The 21,706-nt window shown below is 70.5% G+C and carries 22 protein-coding genes; 5 read left to right on the top strand and 17 right to left on the bottom strand.

Annotated features, from left to right (window positions below; genetic code table 11):
* Positions 1–7: 7 nt before the first annotated feature.
* Positions 8–271 carry a zf-TFIIB domain-containing protein gene (locus ABD151_RS02180; protein WP_343990869.1) on the bottom strand — a complete coding sequence of 88 codons (264 nt, stop codon included), beginning with the start codon at positions 269–271 and terminating at the stop codon, positions 8–10.
* Positions 272–334: 63 nt separating this feature from the next.
* On the opposite strand from ABD151_RS02180, the gene ABD151_RS02175 reads away from it, so the two are divergent.
* The 3 genes from ABD151_RS02175 (at position 335) to ABD151_RS02165 (ending at position 3,112) form a co-directional block, all read left to right on the top strand.
* Positions 335–1,147: a glycerophosphodiester phosphodiesterase family protein gene (locus ABD151_RS02175; protein ID WP_343990867.1), complete on the top strand. Its 813-nt coding sequence runs from the start codon at positions 335–337 to the stop codon at positions 1,145–1,147.
* Positions 1,134–2,534 carry an MFS transporter gene (locus tag ABD151_RS02170; protein WP_343990865.1) on the top strand — a complete coding sequence of 467 codons (1,401 nt, stop codon included), beginning with the start codon at positions 1,134–1,136 and terminating at the stop codon, positions 2,532–2,534. Before ABD151_RS02175 ends, ABD151_RS02170 begins: the two co-directional genes overlap by 14 nt.
* 191 nt (positions 2,535–2,725) lie before the next feature.
* Entirely contained in the window at positions 2,726–3,112 is a 387-nt protein-coding gene (locus tag ABD151_RS02165; protein ID WP_343990863.1) for an RNA polymerase-binding protein RbpA, read from the top strand.
* Between the two features lie 16 nt (positions 3,113–3,128).
* On the opposite strand, the gene ABD151_RS02160 is transcribed toward ABD151_RS02165, so the two are convergent.
* The 7 genes from ABD151_RS02160 to kdd all read right to left on the bottom strand — a co-directional run bounded on the left by ABD151_RS02160 (position 3,129) and on the right by kdd (position 10,027).
* On the bottom strand, positions 3,129–3,638 hold the full coding sequence (locus ABD151_RS02160) for an FxsA family protein (protein WP_343990861.1): 510 nt from the start codon (positions 3,636–3,638) through the stop codon (positions 3,129–3,131).
* Positions 3,638–4,387 carry a polyprenol monophosphomannose synthase gene (locus ABD151_RS02155; protein WP_343990859.1) on the bottom strand — a complete coding sequence of 250 codons (750 nt, stop codon included), beginning with the start codon at positions 4,385–4,387 and terminating at the stop codon, positions 3,638–3,640. The genes ABD151_RS02160 and ABD151_RS02155 overlap by 1 nt, the downstream gene beginning before the upstream one ends.
* Positions 4,374–5,894: an apolipoprotein N-acyltransferase gene (gene lnt, locus ABD151_RS02150; protein WP_343990857.1), complete on the bottom strand. Its 1,521-nt coding sequence runs from the start codon at positions 5,892–5,894 to the stop codon at positions 4,374–4,376. The genes ABD151_RS02155 and lnt overlap by 14 nt, the downstream gene beginning before the upstream one ends.
* Before the next feature lie 407 nt (positions 5,895–6,301).
* Positions 6,302–6,685, bottom strand: a complete 384-nt coding sequence (gene kal / locus ABD151_RS02145) for a 3-aminobutyryl-CoA ammonia lyase (protein ID WP_343990855.1) — start codon at positions 6,683–6,685, stop codon at positions 6,302–6,304.
* Entirely contained in the window at positions 6,682–7,413 is a 732-nt protein-coding gene (kamE, locus tag ABD151_RS02140) for a lysine 5,6-aminomutase subunit beta (RefSeq protein ID WP_343990853.1), read from the bottom strand. Before kamE ends, kal begins: the two co-directional genes overlap by 4 nt.
* A complete protein-coding gene (gene kamD, locus ABD151_RS02135; RefSeq protein WP_343990851.1) occupies positions 7,410–8,963 on the bottom strand; it encodes a lysine 5,6-aminomutase subunit alpha in 1,554 nt (517 codons plus the stop codon). The genes kamE and kamD overlap by 4 nt, the downstream gene beginning before the upstream one ends.
* Positions 8,963–10,027, bottom strand: a complete 1,065-nt coding sequence (gene kdd / locus ABD151_RS02130) for an L-erythro-3,5-diaminohexanoate dehydrogenase (protein WP_343990849.1) — start codon at positions 10,025–10,027, stop codon at positions 8,963–8,965. Before kdd ends, kamD begins: the two co-directional genes overlap by 1 nt.
* Before the next feature lie 133 nt (positions 10,028–10,160).
* Between kdd and ABD151_RS02125 the strand changes: the two genes are divergently transcribed.
* Complete coding sequence (locus tag ABD151_RS02125; RefSeq protein ID WP_343990847.1) at positions 10,161–11,603, top strand: KamA family radical SAM protein; 1,443 nt, start codon at positions 10,161–10,163, stop codon at positions 11,601–11,603.
* A 9-nt stretch (positions 11,604–11,612) separates the two neighbouring features.
* Here the strand turns inward: ABD151_RS02125 and ABD151_RS02120 are convergent, their stop codons facing one another.
* On the bottom strand, positions 11,613–12,068 hold the full coding sequence (locus ABD151_RS02120; protein ID WP_343990846.1) for an Lrp/AsnC family transcriptional regulator: 456 nt from the start codon (positions 12,066–12,068) through the stop codon (positions 11,613–11,615).
* A 50-nt stretch (positions 12,069–12,118) separates the two neighbouring features.
* On the opposite strand from ABD151_RS02120, the gene ABD151_RS02115 reads away from it, so the two are divergent.
* Positions 12,119–13,054, top strand: coding sequence for a 5'-3' exonuclease (locus tag ABD151_RS02115; protein WP_343990844.1), 936 nt, complete (start codon positions 12,119–12,121; stop codon positions 13,052–13,054).
* Positions 13,055–13,061: 7 nt separating this feature from the next.
* On the opposite strand, the gene ABD151_RS02110 is transcribed toward ABD151_RS02115, so the two are convergent.
* From ABD151_RS02110 to prcA, 8 genes are all read right to left on the bottom strand, one after another.
* Positions 13,062–15,830, bottom strand: a complete 2,769-nt coding sequence (locus ABD151_RS02110; RefSeq protein ID WP_343990842.1) for a DEAD/DEAH box helicase — start codon at positions 15,828–15,830, stop codon at positions 13,062–13,064.
* Positions 15,827–16,705 carry a diacylglycerol kinase gene (locus ABD151_RS02105; RefSeq protein ID WP_343990840.1) on the bottom strand — a complete coding sequence of 293 codons (879 nt, stop codon included), beginning with the start codon at positions 16,703–16,705 and terminating at the stop codon, positions 15,827–15,829. Before ABD151_RS02105 ends, ABD151_RS02110 begins: the two co-directional genes overlap by 4 nt.
* Positions 16,689–17,099, bottom strand: a complete 411-nt coding sequence (locus ABD151_RS02100; RefSeq protein ID WP_343990839.1) for a hypothetical protein — start codon at positions 17,097–17,099, stop codon at positions 16,689–16,691. Before ABD151_RS02100 ends, ABD151_RS02105 begins: the two co-directional genes overlap by 17 nt.
* On the bottom strand, positions 17,096–17,869 hold the full coding sequence (gene tatC, locus ABD151_RS02095) for a twin-arginine translocase subunit TatC (protein WP_343990837.1): 774 nt from the start codon (positions 17,867–17,869) through the stop codon (positions 17,096–17,098). Before tatC ends, ABD151_RS02100 begins: the two co-directional genes overlap by 4 nt.
* 71 nt (positions 17,870–17,940) lie before the next feature.
* Complete coding sequence (gene tatA / locus ABD151_RS02090) at positions 17,941–18,198, bottom strand: Sec-independent protein translocase subunit TatA (protein WP_343990836.1); 258 nt, start codon at positions 18,196–18,198, stop codon at positions 17,941–17,943.
* Positions 18,199–18,262: 64 nt separating this feature from the next.
* Positions 18,263–19,351, bottom strand: coding sequence for an FKBP-type peptidyl-prolyl cis-trans isomerase (locus ABD151_RS02085; protein ID WP_343990835.1), 1,089 nt, complete (start codon positions 19,349–19,351; stop codon positions 18,263–18,265).
* A gap of 68 nt (positions 19,352–19,419) precedes the next feature.
* Positions 19,420–20,781: a Pup--protein ligase gene (pafA, locus tag ABD151_RS02080; protein WP_343990834.1), complete on the bottom strand. Its 1,362-nt coding sequence runs from the start codon at positions 20,779–20,781 to the stop codon at positions 19,420–19,422.
* A 61-nt stretch (positions 20,782–20,842) separates the two neighbouring features.
* Positions 20,843–21,607: a proteasome subunit alpha gene (gene prcA, locus ABD151_RS02075; protein ID WP_343990833.1), complete on the bottom strand. Its 765-nt coding sequence runs from the start codon at positions 21,605–21,607 to the stop codon at positions 20,843–20,845.
* Positions 21,608–21,706 lie beyond the last annotated feature (99 nt).

Below are 21,706 nucleotides of genomic sequence, written 5' to 3'. Positions count from 1 at the left end.
CCCCCACTCAGTCGAAGAGGGTCGCCACCCACGCAGGTGCTCGCGGAGCCGCCGGCGGGGGTGGCGCCATCTCCGCGGTGATCCGCGGCAGGGGCGCGGTATGGAAGCCCTCCCCGCCGCGATGCCAGTCGTTCTCGGCATCGATCAGGTCACCGAGCGCGACCCGCTCCAAGAACACGCCGTGGCCGTCCGGACACCGACGCACCGTGCTGCGTCCCAGACGCCTCTCTTCCATCGTCGCCCCGCACCGCGGGCACTCCAGAGTCTCCATAGCGTGACGGTACTCCTGCCGGATCGGCGCTGAAACAGGACGCGCCTGGGGTTGAATGGCGCTGTGCAGCGACCCATCACCGGCCACCCGTATCTCGACGACGCCCGCGGGGTGTTGGCCTTCGCCCACCGGGGCGGCGCCACCCATCCCGAGCTGGTCGGCCTGGAGAACACCATGCGCGCGTTCCGGCATGCGGTGGCGCTGGGCTATCGCTACCTCGAGACCGACGTGCACACCACCAGCGACGGCGTCCTCCTCGCCTTCCACGACGCGCGCCTGGACCGGGTGGCTGCGCAGAGCGGCGCGATCGCGGAGATGCTCGCCACCGACGTCGCTGCGGTGCGTCTGGCCGGCACCGAGGCGATCCCGACCCTGGCCGAGCTCTTCGACGCCTTCCCCGAGGCCCGCTTCAACATCGATCTCAAGTCCGCGGCCAGCGTCGACGCGCTGGCGCGCTTCCTGGCCGAGCGCGATGCCTACGACCGGGTGATGGTCGGCTCCTTCTCGGCAGCCAGCCTGCGCCGCTTCCGGCGGCTGACCGGTGGCCGGGTGGCCACCTCCGCACACCCCGGCGAGGTCGCCGTCTGGCTGCTGGCACCGACCGGCGCGATCGCGGACCGGCTCACCCGGCGACGGGTGAGCGCCCTGCAGATCCCCTACCGTCAGCGCGGGCTGACGGTGGCCTCCAAGTGGCTGATCCGCAAGGCACACCGGGCCGGGAAGCACGTCCACGTGTGGACCATCGACGACCCGCGGGAGATGAACGCCCTGATCGATGCGGGTGTCGACGGCCTGATGACCGATCGCACCGACATACTCAAGGCCGTACTGGTTGCGCGAGGTCTCTGGGAGGGACGGCGTCATGAAGGAATCTGAGGTGGGCGGCGTCGCCGACCTGCGGCCGCTGCACCGGCGCAGCCAGCAGCGCGCCTGGTACTGGTACGACTGGGCCAACTCCGCCTACGTGACGACGGTCGCCACCGTCCTCTTCGCGCCCTACATGATCACCGTCGCCGAGAAGGCCGCCTGCGGCTTCATCAGCGACGACGACAAGGGCCTCGACTGCACCGCCCACCTCGACGTGCTGGGGCTGAGCATCGCCCCCGGCGCGCTGCCGGCCTACCTGATCACGTTCTCGACCGTGCTCTCCGCGCTGCTGCTGCCGTTGCTGGGCGCCGTCGCCGACCGCACCGCGAACAAGAAGGGCATGCTGGCCGGCTTCGCCTGGGCCGGTGCCGGCTTCGCGTCGCTGCTGTGGTTCTGCCGCGGCGACAACTGGGAGATCGGAGCGGTGGCGATCATCGGGGCGAACCTCTGCCTCGGCGCCTCGGCGGTGGTCAACGACGCCATCCTGCCGTTGATCTCGACCGAGGACGAGCGGGACCGGGTCTCCTCACGCGGTTGGGCGTTCGGTTACCTCGGCGGCGGCATCCTGCTGCTGATCAACCTGATCCTGGTCACCTTCCACGACAGCTTCGGGATGGGCACCGCGCTCGCCGTCCGGATCTCCATGCTCTCGGCGGCGATCTGGTGGGCGGCATTCACCTTCATCCCGTTCCTCAAGCTCAAGAACGAGCCGCTGCCGCAACGCGAGCTCGCCCAGGTCGAGGGCGGCATCCTGGCGCAGAGCTTCGGCCAGCTCTGGCGCACCCTCAAGGAGCTGCGGAACTATCCGATGGCGCTGACCTTCCTGGTCGCCTACCTGTTCTTCAACGACGGCATCCAGACCGTGATCGCCTCCTCGTCGGTCTACGGCGAGAAGCAGCTCGGCTTCGGCACCTCAGTGCTGATCGCGACGATCCTGATGGTGCAGTTCGTGGCCTTCGGCGGGGCACTGCTCTTCGGGCGCGCTGCCGAGCGCTACGGCGCCAAGCGGGTGATCCTGGTCGGGCTCCTGATCTGGATGGGCATCGTCACCACCGCCCTGTTCCTGCCGGCCGAGCAGATCGTGCCGTTCCTGCTGATGGGCCTGGCCATCGGCATCGTGCTCGGCGGCACCCAGGCGCTGGCCCGCTCCTACTTCTCGCTGCTCATCCCCCGCGGCCGGGAGGCGGAGTTCTTCAGCTTCTACCACGCCATGGACCGCGGCACCTCCTGGTTCGGCACCCTCACCTTCGGCGTCGTCTACCAGCTCACCGGCTCCTATCGGCCCGCGATCTTCACGCTGATCGTCTTCTTCGTGATCGGCGGGCTGCTGCTCGCCAAGGTCGACACGGCACGGGGCATCCGGGAGGCGGGTAACATGGCACCGGACGTGATCTGAGGCGACACGTACCCACCACGAAAGACCGTGGCGACAGCCACACCTCGCACCGGAATCCTTCCGGCGTCCCGCTCGTTGAACAGGGCGTACGCCCGGGCGGAGCTTCTGCGTCATGGTGTGCTGTTTGTGGCGTCATCCTGTTGACGACCACGACACCGAACAATCCCATTCAGTACAACCGGAGGTAGCTCATGGCGGAGCGCACACTGCGCGGAGCGCGACTCGGAGGCCAGAGCTTCGAGGACGAGCGGGGCATCGAGTTCGCCGCGCGTCAGCAGGTGGCCTACTCGTGCCCGCAGGGCCACCAGTTCGAGATCACCATGTCGACCGAGGCCGAGATCCCGGCCAACTGGGAGTGCCCCCGCTGCGGCGCGGTCTCCCTCAACGTCGACGGCATCCTGCCCGAGGAGAAGGCCGAGAAGCCGGCCCGCACCCACTGGGACATGCTGCTCGAGCGCCGCTCGCTCGACGAGCTCGAGGTGATCCTCACCGAGCGTCTCGAGCTGCTGCGTGGCGGCGAGATCGGCCCGGCCCACCTGCACCGGCCCGGAAAGGCCAAGAAGAAGGCGAAGGCCTGAGCCTCGCCTGACCCGCCTACTCCGGCGGGTCCACCACCTCACCCTCGATCACCTGGCCGCCGGCCGGGGGTCGGGGGTGATTGGCGTCTGTGCCCGGGACCCCGGTGGCCACCACCGCACCGAGCAGCCGGGCCTCCACCACCCGGGTCAGCAGGCGACGGGCCAGCGGACGGGTGATCGGCAGCACCAGCACCAGGCCGACCACGTCGAGCACGAAGCCCGGCGAGAGCATCAGGATGCCGCCGGCCAGGACCAGGATCCCGTCGGCGATCTCACGCGACGGCAGCCGACCTTCTTGCAGGGCGACGCCGAGCGCCTTGAAGGCCCGGGCCCCCTCGCGCTTGATCAGCCAGCCGCCGAGCAGGCTGTCGGCGATCAGCAGCAGTATCGTCCAGCCGACGCCGATCACTTGGCCGATCTGGATCAGCACCCACAGCTCCAGCAGCGGGATGACCAGGAAGAGCAGCGCCATCAGCCACAGCGGGATCCGGCGACGGCGGGTGCGGGAGACGGAGAAGGACGACATCAGCGGCCTGCCAGCACCCGCACCTGGCGGGCGCGCTCACGCAGTCCCCACCGGGTGACGTTGCGCAACGACTCGCGCGCCACCTGACCGTTCATCTTCGACTCTCCTCGCTCACGCTCCACGAACTCGATCGGCACCTCGCGGATCCGCAGTCCGGCCCGGTGCACCCGCCAGGCGAGGTCGGTCTGGAAGACATAGCCGGAGGACTCCACCTCGTCGAGCTGCGCGGCCAGGAGCGCCGAACGCCGGTAGACCCGGAACCCTGCGGTCGCGTCGCGCACCGGGAGGCCGAGCAGCAGCCGCACATAGAGGTTGCCGCCTCGCGAGAGCAGCCGCCGTCCGAGGGGCCAGTTGACCACCGAGCCGCCCGGCACCCAGCGCGAGCCGATCACCAGGTCCGCATGCCGCAGCGCGGTCAGCATCGCCTGCAACTGCTCCGGCTGGTGGGAGCCGTCGGCATCCATCTCGCCGATCACGTCGGCACCCATCGCGAGCGCCACCGCGAAGCCGTCCAGGTACGCGGCGCCCAGCCCCTGCTTGCCGGGGCGGTGATGCACGCTGATCATGGCGTCGCGGGCGGCCATCTGCTCGGCCAGGTCGCCGGTGCCGTCCGGCGAGGCGTCGTCGACGATCAGCACCCGCACGTACGGCTGGGCGGCGCGGGTCCGCGCCACGATGCCGGCGATGTTCTCCGCCTCGTTGTAGGTGGGAATCACCATCACCACCTGCCCGAGATCAGCGACGGTCAAGTTCGAGCCCTTCCTCACGGTTCTGACGCTGCCGACGATACGACAGCATGCCAACGGCGACGGCGGCGACGAGCACCAGCACGCTGAGCCGCCCGAGCCACGGGCCGACGTAGAGGCCGAGCGGGGTTCCCGAGGCCAGCTGCACCTCGGCCTGGATCACCCCTGCGGTGCGTGGCGCGATGTCGGCGATCACCTCGCCGTCGGGGCCGATCACGCCGCTGCGCCCGTTGATCGCGGCGACCACGACGGCCCGGCCGGTCTCCAGCGCGCGGAGCCGGGAGATCGCGAACTGCTGGTCGATCTGGCTGGTGTGGATGAACATCGCGTTCGAGGTCTGCACGACCACGAGCTCGCCCCCGCGCCGCACCTGATCGACGAAGACGTCGTCGTAGGAGACGTCGAAGCAGATCGCATCGACGACGTCGAGCTCCCCGATCCGCAGCGGGTCCTTGTTGGTGCCGGCCACCATGTCGCGCGGGATCTCGGCGAGTCGGCCGATGTTGGTGCCCTCGGGGATCCAGCTGCGCAGCGGGATGTACTCGCCGAACGGCACCGGGTGCCGCTTGGTGTAGCGGTCCCCGTCGCCCGTGACCGGATCGAAGACCACGCCCTGGTTGAGCACCTTGTCGTCGTCGGCATGGTCGACCATCGCACCGACCAGCAGCGGCGTGCCGAGCGCGGTGACCGCTCGCTCGATGCCGGTCCGGGTCTCCTCGTCGACGAACGGGTCGATCGCGGTCGAGTTCTCCGGCCAGACCACGAAGTCCGGTCGCGCGACGGATCCCGCGGCGATCTCGGCACCGAGCTGCTTGGTCAGCGCCACGTGGTCGGCGGTCACCGTGCGGTGGTAGGCGGCGACGTCGGTCCCGTCGCCGGGCACGTCGCCCTGCACCACCGCGACCCGGGCGGTGCTCCCGTTGCCCCACTGCGGCCCGACCAGGCTCGGCACCAGGGTGGCCACGGCCAGGGCGGCGAGGGTGAGCCCGACCGGACGCACCCGGGCCCTGCTCTCGACGCACCACACCAGCAGGGCACAGCCGGTGGCGAGCAGCAGGCTGACGCCGTTCGAGCCGATCCAGGGCAGCAGTGCGGCGTACGGCGTGTCGACGACCGCGAAGGAGAGCCGGCCCCAGGTGAAGCCGCTCCACGGGAAGCTGCCCCGGGCGACCTCGATGCCGACCCAGACCAGCCCCATCCACAGCGGCCAGAGCCGCCACCGCGAGACGACCGCCAAGGCCGCCCCCGCCCCGGTCAGATAGAGCGCCTGGACGCCGGCCAGGCCGATCCAGGCGGCGTCGGCCACCGCCCGCATCCAGTAGATGTTGGCGAAGATGAAGCAGCCCCCGAAGAGCAGCCCCAGCAGGGCGCCCTGGCGCACGCTGCGGCCCCGCAGCAGGGCGAAGAAGCCGGCCAGTGCCGGGATCATGATCCAGAAGAGGGCAGCCGGCTCGAAGGCCAGGCTGAGCGCGAAGCCCAGCACGGGAGCCAGGGCGTATCGCGTGCGCACGCGCCAAGGCTACCGGCGCATCCTGGCAGGGCCGGGAGGGTGCCTGAGAGCTTCGGACCAACCGGAGCGCGGCTGGCGACCGCGAGCCGGAAGTTGTCTAAGGCGCCCGGGACCCTCCCGGGTCCACCCATCGCGCGGGCGAACCGACCTCCGTGAACGATCTCGATGCAGGTGTGGTGCTCACCGGCCCGGACCGCCACCCGGACGTCGGTCCGTTCCGCGACGAACTGCCAGGGTAGACCTGGCAGACGCTGCTGCACCCGGGCTGTGCTGTCAACCCGCCTCTGACCTGCGCGAATCATGGTTTCCGCAGGTCAGAGGCGGGTTGGCCATCCCCCAAAAAGAGGAAGATCCTCAATCCTTGCGGCGTGTCGGGTGCCGACACGCCGGGAGGTGTCCAGACACCCCTACGGCACCACGACGGTGCCCCGCGCCTCGGTGGCGAGCAGCGGAGGCGAGAGTGGGGACGCCGCCCCCGGACGCGCGTCGGTGGCCGCGCCCCGCGCGACGACGTGCAGGGTGAAGTAGAGCTCCCGCGAGCGTCGCCCCACCCGGACCACCTCGGCAGCCGCCTCCACCACGTCACCGGCCCGGACCGGCGCCCGGAACTCCACCGCGCTGTAGGAGGCGAAGAGGCCCTCGTCGCCGTCGGAGAGGATGCAGAGCTCCGTGGCGACGTCGCCGAAGAGGGCGAGCCCGAAGGCGCCGTCGACCAGATGGCCCGCGTAGTGGGCGTGGCTGTAGTCGACGTAGCGCCGCTGCACCACCCGCAGCCCCACCTCGGCGGTCATGACGCCACCTTGGCGACCCGGTGCACCAGGAAGCTCGCGACGTCACCAGGGGTGGTCCCCCGGCCGAAGATCCGGTCCACCCCCAGCTCGCCGGCGGCGTGCTCGTCGAAGCGGGGACCGCCGACCACCAGGACCGGCCGCTCCGCCTCCGCGAAGGCCTCGCGGAACGCCGCGGACATCTCGGCCGTGTTGTGCAGGTGGGCGTCGCGCTGGGTGACCACCTGGGAGACCAGCACCGCATCGGCCTGCTCGGCCCGGGCCGCCTCGACCAGGCGCGGCACCGAGACCTGCGCGCCGAGGTTCACCACCTTCAGCTCGCGGTAGTACTCCAGGCCCTTCTCCCCCGCGAACCCCTTGATGTTGAGGATCGCATCGATGCCGACGGTGTGCGCGTCGGTGCCGATGCAGGCCCCCACCACCACCATCCTGCGCCGCAGCGAGGACTTCACCTGCGCGTTCACCTCGGCCGGCGTCAACAGCGGATAGTCACGCTCGACCACCCGGACCTGCACGGTGTCCACCAGATGGGTCACCCGCCCGTAGACCACGAAGAAGGTGAAGTCGGGCCCCATCGCATGGGCGTGCACGACCAGGGCCTGGTCGAACCCCATCTTCTGGGCCAGCTGCAACGCCGCGCCCTCGGCGACCTTGTCGTGCGGCAGCGGCAGGGTGAAGCTCAGCTGCACCATCCCGTCGCCGGTGGTGTCTCCATAGGGCCGGACGATCACGCTTCCTCCAGGATCTCGATGGCGGGGTTGTAGTAGCCGGGGCCGCGCACCGTGACGCCGTCGCGACCGCGTCCGCCGTCAGCGGGGCGGCGCATCAGGCCGAACGTGCCGTCGGCGATCGCGCCGAGCAGACCGTCGTCACGACGCTCGATCTCCTCGAGCAGGCGCAACGCCTCGCCGAGGACGGTCCGGGCGCGGGTGGCGATGAAGCCGTCCGGTGGCGGGGCGAAGTCCTCACGCAGCCCGGCGGCGGCGTTCATCACGTAGCGCACGTTGCGCAGCGCGAGGTCGCGGTCCGAGAGCCACGGCGTCACCACGGCCTCCGTCATCATGCCGACCAGCAGGATGCCCTGACCGGTGAGCGCCCCGGCCAGGTTGAAGAAGCCGTCCAGCAGGTAGCCACGGAAGACGTCGCCGTCCATGTGCCGAGTCGGCGGCATCCACTTCAACGGCGCATCGGGGAACAGTGTCCGGGCCAGCAGCGCATGGGCGAGCTCGAGGCGGAACGAGTCCGGCACCGCCGGGTCGATCTCGAACGCGTGGCCCAGGCCCAGCTGCCAGTCCGCCAGTCCCGCCTCCTTGGCCAGGCACTCGTTGATCAGCTGGCTGACCGTCACCGTGTGCGCGGCGTCGACGGCGTCGGCGGTGGTGAGGTAGTTGTCCTCGCCGGTGTTGATGATGATCCCTGCCCGGGCATGGATCTGCCGGCTGAACCGTTGGTCGACGAACGTGCGCACCGGGTTGATGTCGCGGAAGAGGATGCCGTACATCGAGTCGTTGAGCATCATGTCGAGCCGCTCCATGCCGGCCAGGGCGGCGATCTCCGGCATGCACAGGCCGGAGGCGTAGTTGGTGAGCCGCACGTAGCGGCCCAGCTCGCGGCTGGTCTCGTCGAGCGCTGCGCGCATCAGCCGGAAGTTCTCCTGGGTGGCGTAGGTGCCCGCGAAGCCCTCCCGGGTGGCGCCCTCCGGGACGTAGTCGAGCAGCGACTGGCCGGTGGAGCGGATCACCGCGATCACGTCGGCACCGGCCCGGGCCGCCGCCTGTGCCTGCGGGATGTCCTCCTCGATGTCGCCGGTGGCCACGATCAGGTAGATCCACGGCTTGGCGGGCGCGTCGCCGACCTCCGCGATCAGCCGCTCCCGCTCGGCGCGCCGGGCGTCGAGCAGGGCGATCCCCCGCCCGACCGCGCTCCGCGCTGCGGCTGCGGCCTGGTCGCGGGCAGCGCCCTCGGGCACTGCGAACCGCACCGAGCCGGCGATCGCCTTCTCGGTGAGCTCGCGCAGGCCGTCGACGCCGGAGCGCAGCAACGCGTGCCAGACCGGCAGGCAGACGCCGTCGGCGAGCCCGGCGTCGGCCCGGACCGCGGCGACGAGGTGGTTGACCCAGGGGACGCCGTCGCCGTCCGCGCCGCTCAGTCCGGCCAGCCGCAGCGTCGCCCGCTCGACGGAGTCGGTGGTGTGCGTGGTGGCCAGCTCGATCACCGGGGCGCACACCTGCGCGGCACGGGCCCGGGCCGCCGCGGCGAGGGTGGGGTCGAGGTCCAGCATCACAGCCTCCGCTCGAGGTGGGCCCGGACGGCGGGCTGCCGGCGGACCAGGTCCAGGGCGTAGCCGGCATGGCCGGGCAGGTAGCCGTTGCCGACCAGCATGGTCACGTCGGCGACCAGGCCCTCGGCGCTGAGCGCGGCGCTGGCGAACGAGGTGGCCATCGAGAAGAAGATCACCGTGCCCCCGTCGGCGGTGGCCAGGACCGCACCGGCCTCGCAGCCCGCGACGTCCACGCAGACCACGGTGACCTGGCCCGGTCCCCCGGCGCCGGCCACCGCGTCGCGCAGGGCGATCGGGTCCCGGGCGTCGGCGACGACGATCGCGTCGGCCAGTCCGGTAGCGGCGAGCTGGTCGTGCTCTGCCTGGGTCGGCACGACCCCGATCAGGAGGCGCGCGCCCGCGTCACGGGCCGCAGCCAGGCTCAGCGAGCCACTCTTGCCGGCGGCGCCGATCACCACCACGGACTCGGCCCGGGCGGCGGCGACGGTGCGCCGGGTCAGTGCCGGCGCTCCGCAGACGTCGAGGACGGCCAGGGAGAGCTCCTCGGGGAGGTCGGCAGGGACGGTGGCCACGATGGTGCGGCCGAAGAGGATCGCGTAGCCGTCGGTGGGCACCTGCTCGCTGAGCCCGTCCCAAGCGGACAGGCCGTCCTCGATCACCAGCGGGGTGAGGGTCAGCGAGACCAGGGTCGCCACCCGGTCACCGACCGCGATCCCGCTGGTGTGCTCCGGGCCCACCTCCTCGACGGTGCCGAGCAGCATCCCACCCGACCCGGTCACCGGGTTCTGCATCTTGCCTCGCTCGGCGATGATCGCGGCCACCTCGGCACGCAGCGCGGCGCCGTCCACCCCGGTGGGCCCGCGATGCCGCTCGCTGAGCTGGCGGTAGGAGGCCGCGTCGAGGTTGAGCCGGCTGACCCTGATCCGGGCCTCGTCCGGCCACAGCTGCGGATCGGTCGCCAGCCTGCGGGCCGACTGGGGCACCACCTGTTCGCCGTCCCGTACCCGGTGAGTGCCGATCGGATCTGCGGCCTTCTCGTGCACTCGCAGCCCTCCATCAACCATTTACGCCTCCTTGCCGAAAATCTTGCGGCCAATTGATCGACAGGCCGCAGGTTCTTCTCTAGTCTGGCAGTGATGTGATGCAGCGCACAACCGTGCGCGCCGTTTTTCGATGCCGCCCCACAGGAGCACCACCATGAGCCTGGCCGCAGCCTCCGCCGCCGCACCCCAGCCCTACGTCTACCGGCAACAGCCCCTCGTCGAGCCGGACTGGCGCCGGTTCCCCGGCTGGCGCGACGTCTCCGATGCCGACTGGCGCTCCGCGCAGTGGCAGCGCGCCCACTGCGTGAAGAACGTGGCCCAGCTCCGCGAGCTGCTCGGCGATCTCGTCGGCGAGGCGTTCTACGCCGACCTGGAGCGCGACCAGCGCGAGCGCGCCACGATGTCCATGCTGGTCCCGCCGCAGATGCTGAACACGATGGCCCCCGGACAGACGCCGGGAGGCCCGGGCAGCCTGACCGAGGCGTTCTACCGCGACCCGATCCGCCGCTACATGCTGCCCGTCTTCAGTGACCGGCGCACCGACTGGCCCTCGCACCCGCACGCGTCGCGCGACTCCCTGCACGAGCACGACATGTGGGTCGCCGAGGGCCTCACCCACCGCTACCCGACCAAGGTGCTCGCCGAGCTGCTGCCGACCTGCCCCCAGTACTGCGGTCACTGCACCCGGATGGACCTGGTCGGCAACTCCACGCCCACGGTCACCAAGCTGCGCCTGACCGGCAAGCCCACCGACCGGCTGGAGGCGATGCTCGACTATCTGCGTGCCACGCCGACCGTGCGCGACGTCGTGGTCTCCGGCGGCGACGTCGCCAACATGCCCTGGCCCCGGTTGGAGGCCTTCGTCACCGAGCTCCTGGCCATCGAGAACATCCGGGACATCCGCCTCGCCACCAAGGCGCTGATCGGGCTCCCCCAGCACTGGCTCCAGCCCGAGGTCCGCGAGGGCATCACCCGGGTGGCCACCCTGGCCCGCTCGCGCGGAGCCTCACTCGCCATCCACACCCACACCAACCACGCGCAGTCGGTGACCCCCCTGGTCGCCGAGGCATCACGCGCGATGCTCGAGGCGGGGGTGCGCGACGTCCGCAACCAGGGTGTGCTGCTCGACGGCGTCAACGCCGATCCGCACGACCTGCTCGACCTCTGCTTCGCGCTGCTCGACGGCGCCTCGATCACGCCGTACTACTTCTACATGTGCGACATGGTGCCGTTCGCCGAGCACTGGCGGGTCTCGGTGCGGCACGCCCAGCAGCTGCAGGAGGCGATCATGGGCTACCTGCCCGGCTTCGCCACTCCGCGCATCGTCTGCGACGTGCCGTTCGTCGGCAAGCGCTGGGTGCACCAGCTTGCCGAGTACGACACCGAGCGCGGGATCAGCGGCTGGACGAAGAACTACCGGACCTCGATCGAGACCGACGACGCGACCGCGCTGCGACGCACCTACTCCTACTACGACCCGATCCACACCCTGCCCGCCTCCGGGCAGCAGTGGTGGCGGGAGAACGCACCGGAGCAGGCCGACCATGCCGCCACCGCGTTGGCCTCGCGGGAGATCGCACGACTCCAGGCGCCGTGAGCCGACCGGCTACTCCCGCACGGCCGGCGTGGTGACCGGACGGTTCTCGAAGGAGGTGGAGAGTACGATGGTGGTCCGGGTCGCCACGTTCGCGACGTTGCGGATCCGGGCCAGCAGTGCCTCCAGGTCGCTGGGCATCGCGACCCGCACCTTGAGGATGTAGGACTCCTCGCCGGCCACCGACCAGCAGGACTCGATCTCCTCGATCTCCTCCAGCCGCTTGGGATAGTCGTCGGGCTGGCCCGGGTCGATCGGGGTGATCGAGACGAAGGCGGTGAGCGGCAGCCCGATCTGCTCGTGGTCGATGGTGGCCCCGTAGCCCTTGATCAGCCCGCGCGCCTCCAACCGCTTGACCCGCTGATGCACCGCGGAGGTGGACAGGCCGGTGGCCTTGCCGAGGTCGGTGTACGACATGCGACCGTCGCTGGCAAGCAGGGTGAGAATCTGCCGATCCGTATGCTCCACAAGGCCAGGTTAGTCGGTCCACAGGTGCGGACCTGTCAAACTTGCGCATTGTGAGCACTCAGCGGTTGCTACTCCTCGACACGGCCAGCCTCTACTTCCGCGCCTTCTTCGGCGTGCCCGACTCCATGCGCGCGCCCGACGGGATGCCCGTCAACGCGGTGCGCGGACTGATGGACTTCATCTCCCGGCTGGTCACCGAGTACCAGCCCACCCACGTCGCGTGCTGTTGGGACGACGACTGGCGCCCGCAGTGGCGCGTCGACCTGCTCCCCTCCTACAAGGCGCACCGCGTGGTCGAGGAGCGTCCGGGCGACGCCCCCGACGTCGAGGAGGTGCCGGACCCGCTGCAGCAGCAGGTGCCCTTCATCCGCGCCGTCCTGGACGCAGCCGGGATCGCCGTCGTCGGCGCCGCGGAGATGGAGGCGGACGACGTGATCGGCACCCTGGTCACCGACGCCGGCATGCCGGTCGACGTGGTCACCGGTGACCGGGACCTGTTCCAGCTCGTCGACGACGACTCCGAGGTGCGCGTGCTCTACACCGCCCGTGGCGTCGGCAGGCACGAGCGCGTTGACGACGCCTGGGTGGTGGCCAAGTACGGCGTGCACGCCAGCCAGTACGCCGACTTCGCCACGCTGCGCGGCGACGCCTCCGACGGGCTGCCGGGCGTCAAGGGCATCGGCGAGAAGACCGCTGCCACCCTGCTCGCCCGCTTCGGCGATCTCGACGGCATCGTGGCCGCGGCTGCGGACGCCGCCGCCGAGATGGGCCCGGCCCCGCGTCGCAACCTGCTCGCCGCCGCCGACTACCTCGCCGTCGCACCGCGGGTGGTGGCGGTGCGCCGCGACCTCGACCTGGGCGCCCGCGACCTGACCCTGCCGACCACGCCGCGCGACCCCGAGGCGTTCGTCGACCTCGAGGCGCGCCTCGGTCTCAGCACGTCGGCGAACCGGCTGCTGGAGGCGATGGCCGGCCCGCGCGACTAGTGCGGCACTAGGACGAGACGGAGGAGTAGGCCACCACGCCGCGACGGAGCCGCTCGGTGGCCTTGCGGGCGGTCCGCCGCAACGGTGAGTCACCGGCGGCGTCGGCCACCTGGCCGCACAGGTCGATCAGCTGCTTCATCCAGCGGACGAAGTCACCGGCGGCCAGGTCGACCACGTTGAGCACGTCGTCGAGGTCGTCGCCCTCGGCCCACCGGAACGCCGCCCAGGCGAAGCCGATGTCCGGCTCGCGCAGGAACGACAGCCGGTGCTCCTTCTCCAACGCCTCGAGCTCGGCCCAGAGCTTGACCAGGTCCTGCAGGGACTCACGGACCCGGGTGCCGGGCAACCGCGGCGAGCGGGCGTCGTCGGGACGCCGGGCCTCGAAGACCAGGGCCGACAGCACGGCGGCCAGCTCGGCCGGATCGAGGTGGTCCCAGTAGCCGCCGCGGATCGCCTCCGCGGCCACCAGGTCGAAGTCCGAGTAGAGCCGGCGCAGCGGCGCGCCCCGCTCGGTGACCTCGTCGCCGTCCAGGTACTCCAGCGCCTCCAACACCTCGCAGACCCGATCGAACTGGCGGGCGATCGTGTTGGTCCGGTTCTCGACGCGACGCTTGAGCACCTCGGTGTCGCGGTTCAGCTTGAACCAGCGCTGAGCCCACCGGTCGTGGTCCTCGCGGTCAGCGCAGCCGTGGCAGGGATGGGCCCGCAACTGGGCGCGCAGGGCGGCGATCTCGTCGTCCATCGGACTGAGCCCGCTGCGCGCCGCGTTCCGGCCGGTACGTCCGGGGAGCGGCAGGTGGCGGCCCTTCTCGCGCAGTGCGGCAGCGAGATCGCGACGCATCTGCGGGTTGCGTCCGTTGAAGCCCTTCGGCACCCGGAGCCGCTCCAGTGCGGTGACCGGCGTCGGGAAGTCGAGGGAGCCGAGCCGCTTGGCGTGTCGCTCGACGGTGAGCACATAGGGCCGGGGCTCGGTGCCGGCCAACCCGGGATCGAGGACCACGGCCAGGCCGGCGTACTTGCCGGCCGGGACCCGGATCACGTCGCCGGGACGGAGCTTGGCCAGCGACTCCGCCGCCTCGGCACGCTGGTCCTGGCGCCGGGCGCGGGCGCCCTCCTTCTCGATGTCGGAGATCCGCCGCCGCAGGGCGGCGTACTCCATGAAGTCGCCCAGGTGGCACTCGGCCGCCTCCGCGTAGCCGTCGAGGGCGTCCTCGGCCTTGCGCAGCTGGCGTGCCATGCCGACGACGGCGCGGTCGGCCTGGAACTGGGCGAACGACGTCTCCAGCAGCTCGCGCGAGCGGCTGCGGCCGTACTGGGTGACCAGGTTGATCGCCATGTTGTACGAGGGACGGAAGGAGGAGCGCAGCGGATAGGTGCGGGTGGAGGCGAGTCCGGCGAGCTCCTTGGGGTTCATCCCCTGCTGCCAGAGCACGACGCCGTGCCCCTCGACGTCGAGTCCGCGGCGTCCGGCACGACCGGTGAGCTGGGTGTACTCCCCCGGGGTGATGTCGACGTGACCTTCGCCGTTCCACTTGGTCAGCTTCTCCAGCACCACCGTGCGCGCCGGCATGTTGATCCCGAGTGCGAGCGTCTCGGTGGCGAAGACCACCCGGCACAGCCCGCGCAGGAAGAGCTCCTCGACGCACTCCTTGAAGGTGGGCAGCATGCCGGCATGGTGCGCGGCGATGCCGCGCTGCAGGCCGTCGACGAACTCGTGGTAGCCGAGCACCTGCAGGTCCTCGTCCGGCAGGTGCCGGCACCGCTCGTCGACGAAGCGCCGGATCTCGCGCGCCTCGTCCTCGGTGGTGAGGCGCAGGTTGGAGTTCAGGCACTGGGTGACGGCGGCGTCGCAGCCGACGCGACTGAAGATGAAGTAGATCGCCGGCAGCAGGCCGTCGGCCTGGAGCCGGCTGACGACGTCATAGCGCGAGGAGATCGGCAGCCGGCGCCCCTGGGGCTGGGCGCCGCGCCCACGGTTGCCCTTCTTGTCGCGGCGGTCGTTGAACCGCTTGGTGGCGAAGTCGTCGCGGGCGACCCGGAGCAGCTGCGGGTTGACCACCGCGCCCTCCTGCACGAAGCCGGCCTTGGTCTGCTCGTCCGCATCGCCGAACAGGTCGTACATCCGGCGCCCGACCATCACGTGCTGGAACAGCGGGACCGGACGGCGCTCCTCGACGATGGTGACCACCTCGCCGCGCACCGTGTTCAGCCACTCGCCGAACTCCTCGGCATTGGAGACGGTCGCCGACAGCGAGATCACCGAGACGCTCTCCGGGAGGTGGATGATCACCTCCTCCCAGACCGCGCCTCGCATCCGGTCGGCGAGGTAGTGCACCTCGTCCATCACCACGAAGCCGAGGCCGTCGAGGGTGCGCGAGCCCGCGTAGAGCATGTTGCGCAGCACCTCGGTGGTCATCACCACCACCGGAGCCTCGCCGTTGATGGTGTTGTCACCGGTCAGCAGCCCGACCTGATCGGCTCCGTACCGCTTCACCAGGTCGGCGTACTTCTGGTTGCTGAGCGCCTTGATCGGCGTGGTGTAGAACGCCTTGCGGCCACTCGCCAGCGCCAGGTGGATGGCGAACTCGCCGACCACCGTCTTGCCGCTCCCGGTGGGAGCCGCGACCAGGACGCCCTTGCCCTCCTCCACCTCGCGGCAGGCCCGGAGCTGGAACTCGTCGAGCCCGAAGGGATACAACGCCGAGAAGTCCGCGAGCACGGGGTACTTGCGATCCCGCTGGAAGCGGGCGTAGCTCTCGGACGGGGAGTCACTCATGCGATCACCTTCAATGCTCGGGGCACCGCTTCCACGGTAAGCGGAAGCGGGCCGAATCGCTCGCCGTCGGCGTAGCTGACGATGCCGGCTGCGGCGATGGTCGCCCGGCGCACCCGATAGCGCCGGAACTGGGGATGCTCGACGACGCTGCCGTCGAAGAGGCCGGGATAGGCCCGGATCAGGCCGAGGCGGCTGAGCGGCTTGACCAGCACCACGTCGAGCAGGCCGTCGTCGAGCCGGGCGCCCTCGGTGATCCGCAGGCCGCCGCCGAAGGAGGTGCCGTTGCCGACGGCGACCAGCATCGCCTCGGTCTCCACCCGCTCGCCGTCCAGGTCGAGGGTGTAGCGCAGCGGCTGGAACGTCCGCAGCTCGGCAAGGGTGGCCAGGTTGTAGCGCATCTGGCCGCGCGGCCAGCTCATCGCGTTGGCACGCTCGTTGACCACCGCGTCGAAGCCGGCCGCCAGCACCGTGACGAAGTAGCGGGAGCCGGAGCGGGCCAGGTCGATCCGCTTGGTCCGCCCGGCGAGGATCACCTCGACCGCCGCAAGTGGATCGGTGCGCGGCAATGCCAGGTAGCGCGCCACGTCGTTGCCGGTGCCGGCCGGCACCACGCCGAGCGGGACGTCGGTCCCGGCGAGCGCTTGGGCCGCCAGGTGGACCGATCCGTCGCCACCCACAGCGATCAATGCTCCGGCCCCGTCCCGCACCGCTTGCCGGGCCAGGTGCTCGGCATGGTCGCCGTCGCGCCCGATGATCGGGCGCGCGCTCACCCCGGCGGCCGCGAGCCGGGCCAGGACGCCGTCGCCGATCCGGGCCGCCCGGCCCTTGCCGGCAGTGGGGTTGATCAGGACCCCGACCTCACCCGCGATCGGCACTGGTCCCCCGGGTGGCCCAGGCGTCCAGACGCAGCGCCACCACGTAGTGCTCGGGCTGCGCGGCGACCGCGCGCGCCAGTCGGCGAACCGCCTCCAGCGCATCAGCGGGAGCGAAGCAGACGCCCGGCGTCAGGATCAGCAGCCGCTCCTGCTCGGTGGCCAGGACGACCTCGCCGGAACGCCAGGCGGTGTGCACCTCGTGGCGCAGCACGTCGTCTGCCACCGGCGCCGGCCAGGCCTGGTCGACGGCGAAGAGGTCGCACGGCATCAGCTGCGCACCGGCACTGAGCTCACCGCGGACACGGTGCCCACCACGGTCGGTGCTGACCGCGCTCCAGGTGACCTCGGCAGTGCCGAGCCAGTCGGGCAGGTCAAACGGATCGCAGGGCCTCACAGCGTCGAGATCTCGTCGTCGGCCCACTGGTCGGTGCCCGTCGCACGTCGTCCGCGCCACCGGTCGAGGAAGCGTGCCACCACCTCGGAGAGCAGGAACAGCGCCGTCATCACACCGGCCAGGATGGACATCGCGAACGGGTCCGTGGACGGCGTCGCGACGGCGGCGAAGATGAAGGTGCCCACGATGATCCAGGGACGGTACGCACCGATCTGCTTGCCGGTGATGATCCCCGCCAGGTTCAGCATGATCACGAAGAGCGGGATCTCCATCGCGATGCCGAAGACCAGCAGCATCCGGGTGAAGAACGAGAAGTACTCCCCGAACTCGACCAGGTTCTGCATGCCGTCCGGGGTGAAGCCGATCAGCACCTCGAGGCCCTTGGGCAGCACGTAGTAGCCGAGTGCCACGCCGCCGAGGAAGAGCGGCCCGGCCACCGCGGCGAAGACCCGGGACCAGCGCTTCTCCCGCGCGGTCAGACCCGGGACCAGGAAACCCCAGATCTGGTAGAGCCAGTAGGGGCTGGCCAGCACCAGCGCCGCGATGCCGCACAGCTTCAACTGCAGCATCAGCGGCCCGGTGGCGCCCTTGACGTACGCTTCCGTGCTGACGTCGGCCTCCAGCACCTCGCGCGCGTGGTTATACGGCTCGAGGATCAGGTCCAGCAGCTCCTCGTAGAAGAACAGCGCCACGAAGAAGAGCACCACGAAGACCAGCAGCGAGCGCATCAGCCGCGCGCGGAGCTCGCGGAAGTGGTCGGCCAGAGCCATCCTGCCGTCCGCGGAGACGGCATGCTTCGGTTTGCCGCGGAACAAGCCCACGACGCCGGCGAGTGACACGGTCAGTTGGTGGTGTCGCGCCGCGGATCGGGGTCGATCACCGAGTCGGTGCCCTTCGGCGGGTTGAGCTCGCCGGCCGGACCGGCCTCAGCCTGCTCGTCGTCGTGCAGGCCCTTCGTCTCGGCCTTGAAGATCCGCAGGGCACGGCCGCTCCCGCGAGCCAGCTCCGGGAGCTTCGAGGCGCCGAAGAGCAGGACGATCACGGCCAGGATGATCAGGAGTTCGGGGGTGCCGAGCCCTCCGATGAGTTGCGGGGTCATGACGTCCTCACCTTGATAGTCAACAACGTTGGCCAGTCTACGCCGGGGGCCTGGGCCGACCGGCTCAGGCGACGCCGAGGACGTCGACCACGAAGGTCAGCGTGTCGCCGCCCTTGATGTCCTCGCCCTTGCCCTCAGCGCCGTAGCCGAGCGCGGCCGGGATCACCAGCAGCACCCGGCTGCCGGCGGTGACGCCCTCCAGGCCCTGGTCCCACCCCTTGATCACGGAGCCGACGCCCAGCGTCAACGGGTTCCCGGCGACCGTGGGCGAAGAGGCCGTGTAGTTCTCGTCGAACGCCTTCTTCGCGCCCCAGACCTGACCGAGGTAGCGCAGGGCCACCTGGGAGCCCTTCTCCGCCTTGGCGCCGTCGCCCTCGACCAGGGTGACGACCTGCAGGCCGGGCGCCGGCTTCTTGGGGGCCTTGCTGAAGTCGAGGCCGGTGGCCTTGCCGTCCGCCTCGACGACCGTCGGCATCCCCTGCGGGGCGACGGCGGTGCTGGTGTCGACCTTGTCCAGGACGCTGCCCACGATGTCGATCACGAAGACGGTGGTGTCCTCGTTGCCGATGCCGAGCTCGGCGCCGCCGAGTCCGAAGGCGTCGTCGGCGTTCGCGCTGACCACGACCCGGGAGCCGACGGTGTGCCCGACCACGGCCTTGTTGATCGCCTTGATGGTCTCCGAGGTCAGCGTGACCAGGGTCGGGTTGCCCTCGACCTGCTCGTCGGCTGCGGGCGCCTCGGACTCGCCGTCAGCCGCGTCGGTGTCGCCGCTGGGGGTCTGGCTCGGGGTCGCGCTCGGTGCGGCGCTGGGCGACTCGCTCGGGGTCGCGCTGGGCGACTCGGTGGCACTCTCGTCCTCGGGGATCGGCCAGGCCGAGTCGACGACCTTCCCGTTGTAGCCGTTCGCGATGAAGATGTTGAGGAAGGCCGAGCTGTCCTTGGCGATCTCGTCGCCGTCACCCTCGGTGATCACCTTCACCTCGGTCTCGTCGACGGCGTAGGGCGCGTCGATGTCGACCTGGGGCACCGTGCCGAACGCGCCGGAGACCTTTAACGATCCCTGGCTGCTGCCGTCGTCGCTGTCGTCACCGCAGGCGGCGACGCTCCCGAGGAGCAGGGTGGCAACAGCAAGAGAGGCGGCGATGCGACGCACGGTGGTGGTTCCGTTCTTTCTGACAGCACGGGCGGATCAGAGCCTAGGCCATCAGCCCAATCAGGCGCCTACATACCTTCGATCAGACGCTGCACCCGGTCGTCCACCGCGCGGAACGGGTCCTTGCAGAGCACCGTGCGCTGGGCCTGGTCGTTCAGCTTCAGGTGCACCCAGTCCACGGTGAAGTCACGCCGGCGCTCCTGCGCCCGGCGGATGAAGTCACCGCGCAGCTTGGCCCGCGTGGTCTGCGGCGGCACCGACTTGGCCCGGAAGATCGGCAGGTCGCTGCTCACCCGGGCCACAGCACCGCGGCGCTCCAGCAGGTAGTAGAGGCCGCGGTCCCGCCGGATGTCGTGGTAGGCGAGGTCGAGCTGGGCGACCCGGGCACTGCCGAGGCTCAGGCCGTGCTTGGCCCGGTAGCGCTCGATCAGCTTCCACTTGATCACCCAGTCCAGCTCGCGGTCGACCAGGGAGAGGTCCTCGGCCTCGATCGCCTTGAGACCGCGCTCCCACAGGTCGAGGGCCCGGTCGAGCACGGGATCGTGGAGCTGACGGCGGTCCACGAAGTCGCGGGCCCGGGAGAAGTACTCGCCCTGGATCTCCAGCGCGCTCGCCTCCCGACCGTTCGCCAGCCGGACCTTGCGGCGGCCGGTCATGTCGTGCGAGATCTCGCGGATCGCGCGGATCGGGTTCTCCAGGGAGAGGTCGCGCATGACCACGCCCTCCTCGATCATCCGCAGCACCAGGTCGCAGCTGGCGACCTTGAGCATGGTGGTGGTCTCACTCATGTTGGAGTCACCGACGATCACGTGCAGGCGGCGGTAGCGCTCGGCGTCGGCGTGCGGCTCGTCGCGGGTGTTGATGATCGGCCGGCTGCGCGTGGTCGCGCTGGAGACGCCCTCCCAGATGTGCTCCGCCCGCTGGCTCACCGAGTAGGAGGCGCCACGCGGGGTCTGCACGATCTTGCCCGCCCCGACCAGGATCTGCCGGGTCACCAGGAACGGGATCAGGATGTCGGCCAGCCGGCTGAACTCGCCGGCGCGACCGACCAGGTAGTTCTCATGGCAGCCGTAGGAGTTGCCGGCCGAGTCGGTGTTGTTCTTGAAGAGGTAGATGTCGCCGGAGACGCCCTCGTCGTGAAGCCGCTGCTCGGCGTCGATCAGCAGGCCCTCGAGGATCCGCTCCCCCGCCTTGTCGTGGGTGACCAGCTGCTCGATGTCATCGCACTCCGGGGTGGCGTACTCCGGATGGCTGCCGACGTCGAGATAGAGCCGGGCGCCGTTGCGCAGGAAGACGTTGCTGCTCCGGCCCCAGGACACGACCTTGCGGAACAGGTAGCGCGCCACCTCGTCCGGGCTCAGCCGTCGTTGTCCGTGGAACGTGCAGGTGACGCCGTACTCGTTCTCGATTCCGAAGATTCGGCGGTCCATGCACCAACACTAGGTGAGGCGCACCACAAGGTGCGCCCCAAACGCCAGTGGATCTGCGAATTTACTGATCCTGCGCGGTCGGCTCAGCCTGATCGCTGGGCTCGCTCGACTCGCTCGACGACGTCGCCTCGCGCGGCCCGAGCAGCTCGGGCAGCTTGGCCGCAGCGACGCGGCGGAACTTCCGCGGCTGGGTGCGGGTGCGGTCCAGCACCGCCACCTCGAGGTCGTCGATCCCGATCACCCGGTCGGAGCTCTCGCTGTGCCCGAGCGCGCCGACGGCGAGCCGCAGCGCAGCAGCCAGGTCCAGCCCCTCGGTGTAGCGCTCGCGCAGGTAGCCGGAGACCACGTCGGCTGCACCGCCCATCACGGCGAAGCCGTGCTCGTCGGCGACCATGCCCTCGAAGGTGAGCCGGAAGATGTTGTCGTCGGCCGCCTTCTCACCGACCTCGGCGACGAAGATCTCCACCTCGTAGGGCTTCTCGCCACCGTTGGAGAAGATCGTGCCCAGCGTCTGTGCGTAGGCGTTGGCGAGGCCCTGACCGGTGACGTCGCGCCGGTCGTAGGCGTAGCCGCGCATGTCGGCCAGCCGGACCCCGGCGATCCGCAGGTTCTCGAACTCGTTGTAGCGACCGACCGCGGCGAAGGCGATCCGGTCGTAGAGCTCGGAGATCTTGTGCAGGGCCTGGGACGGGTTCTCCGAGACCATCAGCACGCCGTCGGCGTACTGGACGGCGACCAGGGACCGACCGCGGGAGACGCCCTTGCGGGCGAAGTCCGCGCGGTCCTTCATCAGCTGCTCGGGCGAAACGTAGAACGGGGTGCTCATCTTCTACCTCGAAGTCGCTTCTCAGACCAGCGCGGCCGCGGGGCCGTCGGGTCGGTTCATCCGGGCGGCAACCACCCGGTCGGCCACGGCAGCGACCTC

Origin of the sequence: Nocardioides dubius, assembly GCF_039528155.1 — a bacterium.
GTDB lineage: Bacteria > Actinomycetota > Actinomycetes > Propionibacteriales > Nocardioidaceae > Nocardioides > Nocardioides dubius.
The sequence above is the reverse complement of the archived record's forward strand: the minus strand, read 5'-3'. Positions and strand labels throughout refer to the sequence as shown.

Excerpts from the sequence above, each read along its gene's own strand:
- tatA (WP_343990836.1), bottom strand. The coding sequence starts at position 18,198 with ATGACCCCGCAACTCATCGGAGGGCTCGGCACCCCCGAACTCCTGATC.
- pafA (WP_343990834.1), bottom strand. The coding sequence starts at position 20,781 with ATGGACCGCCGAATCTTCGGAATCGAGAACGAGTACGGCGTCACCTGC.
- tatC (WP_343990837.1), bottom strand. The coding sequence starts at position 17,869 with ATGGCTCTGGCCGACCACTTCCGCGAGCTCCGCGCGCGGCTGATGCGC.
- ABD151_RS02125 (WP_343990847.1), top strand. The coding sequence starts at position 10,161 with ATGAGCCTGGCCGCAGCCTCCGCCGCCGCACCCCAGCCCTACGTCTAC.
- prcA (WP_343990833.1), bottom strand. The coding sequence starts at position 21,607 with ATGAGCACCCCGTTCTACGTTTCGCCCGAGCAGCTGATGAAGGACCGC.
- ABD151_RS02170 (WP_343990865.1), top strand. The coding sequence starts at position 1,134 with ATGAAGGAATCTGAGGTGGGCGGCGTCGCCGACCTGCGGCCGCTGCAC.
- kal (WP_343990855.1), bottom strand. The coding sequence starts at position 6,685 with ATGACCGCCGAGGTGGGGCTGCGGGTGGTGCAGCGGCGCTACGTCGAC.
- ABD151_RS02165 (WP_343990863.1), top strand. The coding sequence starts at position 2,726 with ATGGCGGAGCGCACACTGCGCGGAGCGCGACTCGGAGGCCAGAGCTTC.
- ABD151_RS02110 (WP_343990842.1), bottom strand. The coding sequence starts at position 15,830 with ATGAGTGACTCCCCGTCCGAGAGCTACGCCCGCTTCCAGCGGGATCGC.
- ABD151_RS02160 (WP_343990861.1), bottom strand. The coding sequence starts at position 3,638 with ATGTCGTCCTTCTCCGTCTCCCGCACCCGCCGTCGCCGGATCCCGCTG.
- ABD151_RS02180 (WP_343990869.1), bottom strand. The coding sequence starts at position 271 with ATGGAGACTCTGGAGTGCCCGCGGTGCGGGGCGACGATGGAAGAGAGG.
- kamD (WP_343990851.1), bottom strand. The coding sequence starts at position 8,963 with ATGCTGGACCTCGACCCCACCCTCGCCGCGGCGGCCCGGGCCCGTGCC.
- kdd (WP_343990849.1), bottom strand. The coding sequence starts at position 10,027 with ATGGTTGATGGAGGGCTGCGAGTGCACGAGAAGGCCGCAGATCCGATC.